This window comes from Paenibacillus piscarius, assembly GCF_022234545.1.
In the GTDB taxonomy this organism is placed as follows: domain Bacteria; phylum Bacillota; class Bacilli; order Paenibacillales; family Paenibacillaceae; genus Paenibacillus_AQ; species Paenibacillus_AQ piscarius.
Genome location: NZ_JAIEUI010000006.1, coordinates 208,903 through 221,330, shown reverse-complemented (window position 1 = coordinate 221,330; position 12,428 = coordinate 208,903). Strand labels below are relative to the sequence as shown.

The window sequence follows — 12,428 nt, the reverse complement described above, 5'->3', positions numbered from 1 at the left end:
ACCTGCCCATAGTTATACATTCATTAGAAAGAGAAGTGGAGGCTATTCGGATGAGCAAAATTGGCAACTACAGCGGCGACCGCCCGTCTTATCTGTTTCTTCTGTCCGCGAAGACCCGCGATGGCTTGGCCCGGAGAACAGCTGACCTTATGGAGTGGCTCAGCGATACGGCCGGCAGGATTACGGATCCCGGGAATATCGCCTACACGTTATCCATCGGCAGAAGCCATTTTACCGAACGTGTAGCACTGGTCGCCGCCGATCTTCAGGAGCTGGAATCAGAGCTGCTGCGGACACTGAACCGGCTTGCTGCGCACAAGGATACAGCCTCGGGGGAGCTGCGGCGGCGGACAGCCGATCCCGGGGATCAGTACCGGCTCGACCGGATTGCTGGACTGGCCCACAGTAACGGTGCAAGTCCGGCTGCCTTCTCCCGTAAGGTGCTGGAGGAGTGCGCGCAATTATACCTGGAGGGCTGTAATTGCGACTGGAAGGTGCTGTACAACGGACGGCCCTATCACAAAATCCCGCTGCCTACCTACCCGTTCCAAAGGCAGAAGCACTGGCTGGAGCTTCATACAGCCGCAGGGGATTCGGCAGCATCAGCGGGCATCGCAGCAGCGCCGCTGGGTCCGGTGCTTGATAGCAACCAGTCGACGGTGCATGAGCAGATTTTCAGTAAAGAGCTATCCGCAGAAGTCTTCTATCTGAGGGATCATATAGTCTCCGGCCATAAGCTGCTGCCGGGTGTGGTTCAGCTTGAGATGGCCTGTGCTGCGGCCGCTGCTTCCCTTCCGGGAACAGCTATCCTCAGGCTGGACGGAGTTGTCTGGGCTCATCCGATTCAATTGGAGGAGGGGGAGGCTTCTAGAACTGTTCAGATACACCTCTATCCGGGGAAGAGCGGAGCCGAGCTGGAGTATGAGATAACCAGCAAGTCTGCAGGAGACACCATTGTACATAGTCAGGGAAGTATCAGCTACACAGAGGCCGGTGCGTCGGGTCCGCCGCCGCAGACCATTGATCTTGCCCGGCTTCGCCAGGGGAAGACCGGTATCAGCGGAGCTGAGGTCTATGACCGGTTCAGGCAGCATCAGCTGATGCTCGGCCCGTCCTTTCAGTCCATTACCGAACTGCTCACCGGGGAGACAGAAGCATTAGCCTTCATTGAACTGCCTGCACTTTTGCGTGAAGGCTTCGAGGCATATACACTCCATCCCACGGTGACTGACGGTGTACTGGAAGCGGTTATCGGCCTCATCAGCGCTCACGGGAAGCTGGAGGGGACGGCTGCATTGCCGTATTCCTTCGACAGTCTGGAGATATTCGGCAGACTCCCGGCAGATTGTGTGTCCTATGTGACGAAGCGGGCCTCCGGGAATGACGGCGGTGATCTGGAATTCGATGTGGTGTTGGCGGACAGGCAGGGACGGGTCCTGCTCCGGTTCACACGCTTCGTGCTGAAGGTATTCCATCAGGGAAGAAAGCAGCATTATGAGGACATGTGCTTCACCTATGAGTGGCAGGAGCAGGGGGAGAGAGGTGCTGCGGACTCCGCAGTCCAAGGCGATCTGGTCCTGTTCCCGGCGCAGTCCGGGCTGGAGCAGGCGTTCATCAATGGCAGCATCCATGCGCCGGAAGGGCGGTTGTACGTTGTTGAATACGGGACAGAATATCATCAGGACGGGACGGGATGCTACCGGATGAACCCGGAACGGCCTGAAGACTATGTGCGCTTGCTCTGCGATCTGCGCAGCTGCGGCTGTACGCTGGAGACCCTCGTATATGAACAGCCAGAAGACTATGCGCCGGCTGCTGACATGGAGGCCGCCGCCGCGGTCTACCGCCGCCAATTGTATCTGGCGCAGGCGCTTATAGCAGTGCAGGATAACCGCCATAGCCGGGTGATCCAGCTGTACCGGGGTGGAGAAGCCGCAGCACCGGTGCCGCCGGCGTTAGGGGCACTGAGAGCCTTCAACCAGACGCTGAAGCTGGAATATTCCAGACTGCATTTCAGCACGCTGTTCACCGGTCAGGCAAGCGGACCGGAAACAGCACGGATGATTGCCGCAGAGGTCCGCTCAGGAGAGCTGGAAGTGCAGTATAAGCAGGGAAAGAGATACGTCTACACCTTGAAGGAGATTGCTCTTCCTGAACAGGTAGCCTCCAGGAATATACTCCGGCCACAGGGCGTTTATCTGATTACTGGCGGACTAGGCAAGCTGGGGCTGATGGTGGCGGAGCATCTTGCTGTGAAATACCAGGCCAGGCTGGCCCTGATCGGCAGATCGGACCTTCGGCCGGAGCTGGAGCAGCAAATCGCCCGTCTGCATAATCTTGGGGGGGAGGTACTGTATGTCCAGGCGGATCTGTCACAGGAACCGGCGGCCGCTTCAGCGGTTGCCGAGGTCCGGAGCCGGTTCGGCCGCCTGCATGGCATTATTCATGCCGCCGGTGTTACCCGGGACGCTCTTATCCGGGTGAAGGAAGCGGGGGAGGCCGATGAAGTTCTCGGAGCCAAAATTCAGGGGCTGGTGCAGCTCGACCGGGCAACGGCAGAGGACAAGCTGGATTTCATAGCAGCCTTCTCTTCGATCGCTGCGGTCACAGGAAATGTCGGACAGAGTGATTATGCCTATGCCAATGCCTATATGGACAGATACATGGTGTACCGGAATGAGCTGGAGTCAGCCGGACAGCGCTATGGCCGGTCGGTCTCTATTAATTGGCCGTTGTGGAAGGACGGCGGAATGTCAGTGGGAGAAGAAACCCTGCTGTTCTTCAAGAACACCGCAGGTTTGAAGCCGCTGGAGACTGAAGCCGGACTCCGGGGTCTGGAAGCTATCCTGAACGCAGAGGTGCCGCAGCTATTGACGCTCCAGGCCAGCCGCAAGAAGATTAGCGGCATTCTGGGTCTGGAAGCAGCGCATTCGGGTGCAGGTGTAGCCGGAGTCCGGGACACCATAGGCTTAGCCGCTAATGCTGCCCGAATACTGGAACTAACACAGCAGAAGATTACCAGTGTCCTCAGCCGCCTGATGAAGCTTGATGCCGCCATTATTCATCCCGATCAGGATCTGGGCGAATACGGTATGAGTTCGCTTACGTTCACAGACGCCGCGAACGCCATCAACGATACACTTCATGTTCGAATGACACCGGCCGTATTTTTCGAATATCCGACGGTCCGCGCATTGTCTGCCTATCTGGCGGAGACCTATGCGGAGGAGCTGGCTGAAGCTGTTCATCCAGTGGCAGCGCAGGCAGCCGCCGTTAATGACAAGCCCGGGCCGGTTACAGCAGCCGTTGTGCCGAAGGCACGGAGAACATGGAAGCCGCTCCAGGCGGAGCCTGCGGGTTCGGGCATGCGCGAACCGGTAGCAATCATCGGCATCAGCGGCATGCTGCCGCAATCGGCGAATCTGGAGGTCTTCTGGGAGCAGCTCCGGCAGCAGCAGGATCTGATCTCGGAGATTCCCGTGGACCGCTGGGATGCCTGTGAGCTGAACCGCCTGCAGGGCAGCGTTCCGGGCAAGCCTGTCTCCGGCTGGGGCGGATTCATGCCGGATGTTGACAAGTTTGACCCCGGCTTCTTCGGTATCAATCCGCGTGAAGCCGACCTGATGGACCCGCAGCAGCGGATCTTCCTGGAGACGGTATGGTCCGTCCTGGAGGATGCCGGATATAAGGCTTCGACGCTGGCAGGCCGGAAGGTAGGACTGTTCGCCGGGGTGTCGACGAACGATTACAGCACTCTTTTGCAGGACAACGGCATTGAGATTGAAGCTTATTCTTCCACCGGCAGCTCGCATTGTGTTCTCGCGAACCGTATTTCCTACCTGTTCAATTTCCGCGGTCCCAGCGAGCCGGTGGATACCGCCTGCTCCAGCTCATTGGTGGCGGTACACCGGGCGGTGGAGAGTATTCTAAGCGGCGACTGCGAGCAGGCGATTGCCGGGGGTGTGAATGTGATGGCCGCACCGACTCTGCATATCTCGTTCAGCCGGGCAGGCATGCTCTCTCCTGACGGACGATGCCGCACCTTTGACCAGCGCGCGAACGGCTATGTGCGCGGCGAAGGTACCGGAGCCGTTCTGCTTAAGCGGCTTAGCCAGGCGGAGGCGGACGGGGATTATATCTATGCGGTCATCAAGGGTTCGGCGGTCAACCACGGCGGCAAGGTCAGCTCCCTGACGGTGCCGAATCCGAAAGCGCAAGCTGAGGTACTGGTGGAAGCCTATGAGAAAGCGGGGATTTCACCGGATACCATTAGTTATATAGAAGCGCACGGCACCGGCACCTCTCTGGGTGACCCGGTGGAGATTAACGCGCTGAAGAAGGCTTTTGCCGAGCTGTACCGCCGGCACGGGCTTCCTGTGACCCGGGAGAACTACTGCGGCATTGGTGCAGTCAAGACCAATATCGGCCATCTGGAGGCTGCTGCCGGCATCGCCGGTATTCTGAAGGTGGTCCTCGCGATGAAACATAAATCTCTTCCGGGCAATGTTCATTTCCAGCAGCTCAATCCGTATATCGAGCTTGAACACTCGCCCTTCTATATCGTGGACCGCACACAAGCATGGACGCCGCTTGACGGTGCGCCTAGACGGGCCGGGGTCAGCTCCTTCGGCTTCGGCGGGGTGAACGCCCATGTCGTGCTGGAGGAATATACGCCTTCAGGCGCTGCTGTAACTGCTGGTGCTCCGGGTAACGGGGAAGGCAACCTGATCGTCCTCTCGGCCCGAAGCAGGCTGCAGCTTCTTCAACAAGCACAGCAGCTTCACAGCTATTTGACGGCTCATGCAGATTGGGAAGAGCTGTCGCTGCATAATATCGCCTTCACACTGCAGACAGGCAGGGAGGAGATGGCAGAGCGGCTGGCTTGCACTGCTTCAGATAAAGAGCAGTTGATTGACACGCTGCACCGCCTGCTGCACCAGCCGGAGGAAGCTTACGGTATGTATTGGGGCCAGATCCCGGCACAGCCTGCCGGGGAATCAACGCTCGCAGCCAACAAGTCCGGCAAGTTGACTTCAATGGAACTGCCGGAGCTGGCGCAGCGGTGGGTCTCCGGAGAGAGCGTAGACTGGACCTGTCTGTACGCGGACCGGAAGGGCAGACGTATTCCGCTGCCGGTGTACCCTTTTGCAAGAGAAGTATACTGGGTCCGTAAACATGGCGAACGCATCGCTCCCAAGCTGTCTGCCACCGCCGGAGCAGCCCCTGCCGTACTCCATCCGATGGTGGACAGCAACGTCTCAACGATGCAGGAAGAGAAGTTCCGCACGGTACTGCATCCAGATCAGTTCTTCCTGAAGGACCATGTAGTCGGCGGCAAGGTGCTGCTGCCCGGTGTAGCTTATCTGGAGCTGGTCCGAGCCGCTGCCGGTTTAGCCGGAATCAGCCCGGTCACGGGACTCCAGGATGTCAGATGGATCAAGGCTGTGGAGCTGGAGGCAGAGCGGCAGGATATTTACACCTCATTCAGACTTGATACACAGGGACAGCTTGAATTCCGGGTGTTCAGTGAGGACGGGGACCAGCGCATTATTCATTCGTCAGGAATCGTTCTGCAGGATATGCCAGCCGCCGCCGGGAAGCTGCAGATTACGGAGATTAAGCAGCGCAGCACCTCTGTCTTCAACCGGGAGGAATGCTACGGCCATATCTTCAAGGCAGTCGGCTTCGATTACGGTCCTTCGTTCCGGGTAACGGAAGCGGCTTATTGCTCTCAGGAGGAAGGCCTGGCGGAAATTATGCTGCCGGAGCCTCTAGAACCGGGTTATGCGGATTATGTGCTGCATCCCTCCATCCTTGATGGCGCAGTGCGTTCACTGTCCTGGGCCGGAAGCCGCGGCGAGCAGGATCTGAGGCTCCGGGTGCCGTTTGCCCTAGACCGCATAGAGCTGCTGGATTCAGTTCCGCAGCATTGCTATGCCTATGCGAGGCCAGTCGAAGGGACAGCGGGTACAGATGATGAAGGCACCCGCAAGTATAATATCTGCATCACCGACTTGGAGGGCCGGGAGGCAGTGCGGCTGTCCGGGTTCTCGATTAAGCAGTATAATTCTTCCCCAGCTGCCGCTCCGACTCCGTCTGCTGCTGTCACGCTCTACTCGCCGGAATGGGTGGAGACAGCATCTCCGACAGGTGCAGCTTCGGGATCCATAGGCCTATCTGCTGCGCTGGTGTTCGGCAGTACAGCCTTAACAGCTGCAGTACGCACCCAGGCTGCGCTGTATGGAATAACGCCGGAGCGCTGCATTGGAGTGACAGCTGGAACCGGCTATGCCCGGCTGAGCAGCACTGAATATGTGATTGATGCCGGGAAGGCAGCGGATTATCTCCGCCTGCTGGAGGCCGTGCAGGCAGAGGGTACAGAGCTCCGGCATATTGTACATGGCTGGAATCTGGATAGAAGTAACGGAGCAGGAAGCTGGCAGGACGCGCTGCTGGAATCTCTGGAGACCCGGATGGATCTGGGCCTGTACTCTCTGCTTCACCTCCTGCAAGCATCGGCTGCTCTGAAGCCGGGGACCGGCATCAGATGCTTGTACGCCTATAAGGACGTGGAGGACCTGTCGCAACCGCTGAATGAAATGGCGGCCGGATTCGCCCATTCGATAGCGGCGGATCACCCCTTATTCCAGATCAGTCTGGTCCGGCTGGAAGCTGAATCGCTCATGCAAGCCGCTGGGCAGCTGATTCAGGAATGGCTGCGGCCACAGCTTGCGAACGGGACGGAGGTCCGGTATGAAGGCAACGTGCGTTATGTGCGGAAAATGCTTCCCCGCACCATGCTTCACCAGGCTGAGGCGTCCAGATTCGTCCGCGGCGGAGTATATATCATCACTGGAGGTACAGGCGCGCTCGGCATGCTGGTGGCTGCAGAGCTGGCCGCTGCTGTACAAGCCAGGCTGGTACTCGCCGGAAGACAGCCGCTGGATGCTTCCGTCCAGACGAAGCTTGCGCAGCTGGCAGAGCTTGGTGCTGAGGTGCTCTACCTGCAGACCGATGTTGGCGACATGGACAGCGTGCTCCGCCTTATCGGACATACCAAATCGCACTTCGGCACAATCAACGGCATCCTTCATTGTGCCGGGACCGGCGAGACAGTGAAGGCGGCGGAGAGCAGCAAGTCCGGATTCGCCCGGATACTCAGCCCGAAGGTGAACGGGACGCTGAATCTGGATCTCGCCAGCAAGGATGAGGCGCTGGAGCTGTTCATCCTGTTCTCATCCACCTCAGTGCAAATCGGAGATATGGGCGCAGGCAGCTATGCGGCGGCCAACAGCTTCATGGACCGCTATGCTGCATACCGTGATCTGCTGGCCGGACAGGGGCGGCGGCAGGGCAAGACGGTATCCATTAACTGGCCGCTCTGGGAGAGCGGAAGATATCAGCTGCCCGCTGCTCAGCAGCAGGTGCTGGCCGATCACTATGGTATGCATCTTCTAAGCAGCAGGGCAGGCCTGGATATTCTGGAGGCCGTGCTGAAGGAGGAGCCCGTGCAGGCTTATATCGGCTATGGCGACCCGCAGAAGATTGCCCGCAGGCTGGGGAGCAGCGAAGCCGTTGCCGGAGGACGAGCGGCTGAACAGGCGCAGCCTGCCGGGATCGCGTCAGACAACGGAGAACTGCTGGAGCAGACGCACGCTTATCTCCTCAGGCTGTTGGCCAAGACACTGGGAATCTCCCGGGAACGGATCAGCATCACCTCACCGCTGGATAGCTTCGGCCTGGATTCGATTATGATCCTGGAGCTGAATGAATCGCTGCAGCGGGAATTCAGCGGACTGAAGACAACGCTCTTCTACGAGCATAATACGGTGGAATCACTTGCTGCTTATCTAACCGGACATTACAGTGCTCAGCTCATCTCGTTATTCAAGCTTGAACTGAAGCAGAGATCCGGTACGGTGAAGCCTCCGGGACTGGTAGCTGAAGAACCGCAGAAGACCGGCCGCTTCATGCCGGAGACAGTGAACGCTGTGCTGCACACAGGAAGCACGGCAGTGAACGGGGCAATGGACATCGCAGTCATCGGCCTGGACGGCAGATTCCCGATGGCAGGCAATATCTCGGAGCTGTGGGACAACTTGAGAGAAGGCCGGGACTGTATAACGGAGATTCCTGCCGGGCGCTGGGACTATACGCGCGACTACGATGCAGAGAAAGGCAAGCGGGGCAAAATTTACACCAAATACGGCGGATTCATTGAGGATGTGGATAAATTCGATCCGTTATTCTTCCAAATGACACCGCGGGATGCCCAGTTGACGGACCCGCAAGAGCGGTTGTTTCTGGAATGTGCCTACCACACGGTTGAGGATGCCGGATACACCCGGGAGAAGCTGGCCCGTTCCAGAGTCGGTGTCTTTGTAGGCGTCATGTATGGGCATTATCAGCTCATCGGAACGGAAGGGTATGACTCTGGCCAACTCACGGCACCCAACTCGTCATTCGCGTCCATCGCCAACCGGGTATCGTATCTGTTCAACTTCCAGGGACCGAGTCTGGCAGTGGATACCATGTGCTCATCCTCGCTGACGGCGATTCATCTGGCCTGCGAGAGTATCCGCAGCGGTGAGAGCGAAGCGGCGCTGGCCGGGGGCGTCAACGTGACGATCCACCGCAACAAATACGTATTCCTGTGCAGCCAGCGGTTCGCCTCCAGCGAAGGCAAATGCCGGGCATTCGGCGAAGGCGGCGACGGCTACGTGGCGAGTGAGGGTGTTGGGGCTGTTCTGCTCAAACCGCTCAGCAGAGCCATCGAAGACGGGGATCACATCTATGGGGTCATTAAAGGATCCGCAATGAATTCCGGCGGCAAAACCAGCGGGTACACCGTGCCGAATCCGGCAGCCCAGGCTGCTGCGATTAGTGAAGCCCTCCGCAAATCAGGTGTACATCCCAGAACGATCACCAGCCTGGAGGCCCATGGTACCGGTACCCCGCTGGGCGACCCGATTGAAATCGCCGGGCTGTCCAATGCATTCAGCAAGTATACGGACGCGAAGCAATTCTGTTCGATCAGCTCGGTGAAGTCGAATATCGGACATCTTGAGTCTGCTGCCGGCATCGCCTCCTTAGCCAAGGTGATGCTCCAGATGAAGCACCGGACGCTGGTACCGTCGATTCATGCGGATGAACTGAACAGCGGCATCCATTTCGGGGATACGCCGTTCTATGTGCAGCGGAGCCTGGAGCCCTGGGAGCAGGATGCCGGCAGCGGCGGAACGCGCCGAGCCGGGATCAGCTCCTTCGGGGCAGGCGGGTCCAACGTGCACCTGATTGCCGAAGAATACATTCCGGTGCAAGCAGCAGCAGAGCCCGCCGGAAGCAGGCTGATCATCCTGTCGGCCAAGAACCCGGAGCGGCTTATGGAGAAGGTTCAAGAACTGTACCGCTTCCTGGAAGTACCGCTGGCTGGAGAGTATTCGCTGGCGAATATCGCCTATACGCTGAGTACAGGCAGGGAAGAAATGGAGGAACGGCTGGCGCTGACTGTCTCCTCGCTGGATGAGCTGAGGTCAGCCCTGCAGTCACTTGTAGCGGGCGTCGTACCCGAAGGCGTACACCGGAGCAATACCGCAGCGGCTTCCGGGAATGGCGCTGTTATTCTGGGCAATGATCCTGAGGATACAGCGTATCTTGCAGCCCTGATCCGCAAACAGCAGCTGGAACGGCTCGCGAAGCTGTGGGTGCTCGGAACGCAGATCGACTGGACTCATCTCTTCACAGGCGGGAAGCCGCAGAAGGTCTCCCTGCCGCTCTACCCTTTCGCCAGAGAGCGCTACTGGCTGGAGAGCCCGGGTCCGGCTGCAACTGCGGTGCACGGACTTGCAGCGGGCCATCCGCAGCCTGACATACAATCAGCCTTGCGCCCGTTACATCCGCTGGTGGATGTTAACATCTCTACGCTGCGTGAGCAGCGGTTCCGTAAGCGGCTGACACCGGATCTATTCTATCTGCGGGACCACATCGTTGCGGATCAAATGCTGCTGCCTGGTGTAGCTTACATTGAAATGGCGCGGGCAGCCGGAGAGCTTGCCGCCGAAGCGGCCGTCTGCCGGGTGCGGGATGTGCTCTGGCTGAAGCCGGTGGTCATGACGGAGGCGGTCCAGGAACTTGACATTGTCCTGGAGCCTGCAGCAGATGATGTGCAATATGAAATCTTCAGCCAGGACGGAAGCGGCAGAGTGGTTCATGCCAGAGGGATTCTGGAATTTGAAGGCGGACCAGCGGCTGTGACAAGCCGGAGCTTCGATCTGGATGCGATCAAGAGACGCTGTCCGGGACGCAAAGACAAGCAGGAGTGCTATCAGCATATATTCAGAGACATCGGCTTCAGCTATGGCCCTTCCTTCCAGGTGACGGAGGAGGTGCTGAGCGGCCGGGAGGAGACGCTGGCCCGGCTATCCCTGAATGAAGACTACAGAGCCGGATTGCCGGAATTTGTACTGCACCCTGCGCTGTTTGACGGGGCTGTGCGCTCGGTAGCCGCAGGCAGGGACGAAGCAGGCAGAGCGACGCATATTCCGTTCTCGGTGGGCAGCATTGAGATCTTCGCACCGATTCCGGCAGATTGCTATGTGTATACGAAGGTGAAGGAAGAGGCGGATGAGGATCACCAGGGACTTCATATTTTTGATATTGCTATTCTTGATCCCGCCGGCCGGGAGCTCGTCAGAATCGAGGACTTTATCGTCCGGCCATACACCGGCAAGCCTTCTGACAACCATTCAGAGGAAGAAGTGTTCTACTATGCCCCTGTCTATGAGCAGGAGGCGCTCGTCCCGGCGATGGCGGCAGAGCCGCGGAATGTTCTGGTCTTCAGCAGTGCCGGCGGGGCGGGGCGCCTGCCGGGCGGAGCCGGCACCTGCATCTGGATTGCGGCAGACGATGAATACCGGGAGCGCCAGGGAGATCAGATAGCGATGAACCCGCAGCGGGAAGGAGATTATGTCCGGCTGCTGAAGGAGCTGCGGGACAGCGGCTTCCGCCCTACCCATGTGCTGCATCAGTGGGCGGGAACGGCAGCACCGCTGCCGCTCGCCGCACTGTGTGAAGACAAGGTTGAACCAATGCTCACGCAGATGCTGGAGGAAGGGGTACTGTCCGTCGTTGCCCTGTTCAAGGCCTTCCTGGAGGTCTACGGGCAGCAGCCCGTGAAGCTGCTGTTCGCCTACCCGGAAGCACAGGGAGGATTCTCGGCTCCCCATGAACTGCTCGCCAGCTTCTCCAAATCCATAGTACCGCTGCATCACCGATTCCAGATCATCAGTGTGGCAGCAGATTCGCAAGCCATGGTTGCCAAGGACTATCAGAACCGGCTGGCTCAAGAATTGTTCAGCGCAGCGGATACAGGTCATGCGGATATCCGCTATACCGGTGACCAGCGGATGGTGCGGAGAATCCGGCCGTTTGCGCCCGGCGGCAGCTACCCTGGGGCTGCGGATTCCATAGTTCTCAGAGAAGGCGGCATCTATCTGATTCCTGGCGGCACGGGCGCGCTCGGGATGATCTTGGCCCGGTATCTTGCCCGTGCTTACCGTGCCACCCTGATCTGTACCGGACGCCAGCCGGCAAGTGAGCGGACGGACACATTCCTTACAGAGCTGCGGCAGCTTGGCGGAGAAGGCTGTTATCTCCAGGGCGATCTTGCCGGCGCGGGGGATGTGCAGCGGATCATGGAGCATATCCGCAAAGAATTCGGCGGGCTTAACGGCATTCTCCATTGTGCAGGCCAGGGCGGTGAACTGCCGGTTACCGAAGCAGACCGCACCCAAGGCCTGGAGATCATGAGAGCTAAGGTCCAAGGCCTGATATATCTTGATCTGTTCAGTGCAGATTTCGACCTGGACGGTCTGATTCTCTTCTCTTCCATATCGGTGGAGCTGGGTGATCTGGGTGTCGGTTATTACGCAATGGCGAACAGCTTCCTGGACCGCTACGCGCGGCGCAGGAATGAAGCGGCAGCGCAAGGGACGCGCAAGGGAAGGACGATTTCGGTCAATTGGCCGCTGTGGCAGGACGGCGGATTTACGATTCCTGAGAACGAGTCGGTGTTCTATACCACCTATCTTGGCATGAAGATGATGGATGCGGAGACGGGTATCCGGGCTTTGGAATTGATCTGCCAGGCAGGCAGCGGCAGTATCATTGCGGCTATCGGCAACAAGCAGAAGATCGATCAGGCATTCAAGCTGAAACCGGACAAGCCGGTTCCAAGAATACCGCTTGATGAGAAGGAAGCGATTGTCGAACTGCTGGCCCGTCTGCAGGCCGGAGAAGTGGATGAAGCGGAAGTGGAGCAAGCGATGGGGGGCCTACGATGAGTGAAGCGAATCTGGAGATGGGCAGAATACTGGAGAGAATCAAGCGGGGAGAGATAGGCCCTGAGCAGGGATATGCGCTAATCCGGC

The 12,428-nt window shown here is 58.6% G+C and carries 1 protein-coding gene; it reads left to right on the top strand.

Annotated features, from left to right (window positions below; genetic code table 11):
* Positions 1–50: 50 nt before the first annotated feature.
* On the top strand, positions 51–12,341 hold the full coding sequence (locus K1558_RS12965) for an SDR family NAD(P)-dependent oxidoreductase (protein WP_238651999.1): 12,291 nt from the start codon (positions 51–53) through the stop codon (positions 12,339–12,341).
* Positions 12,342–12,428: the final 87 nt, after the last annotated feature.

Coding starts and splice junctions, on each gene's coding strand:
- K1558_RS12965 (WP_238651999.1), top strand. CDS start 51: ATGAGCAAAATTGGCAACTACAGCGGCGACCGCCCGTCTTATCTGTTT.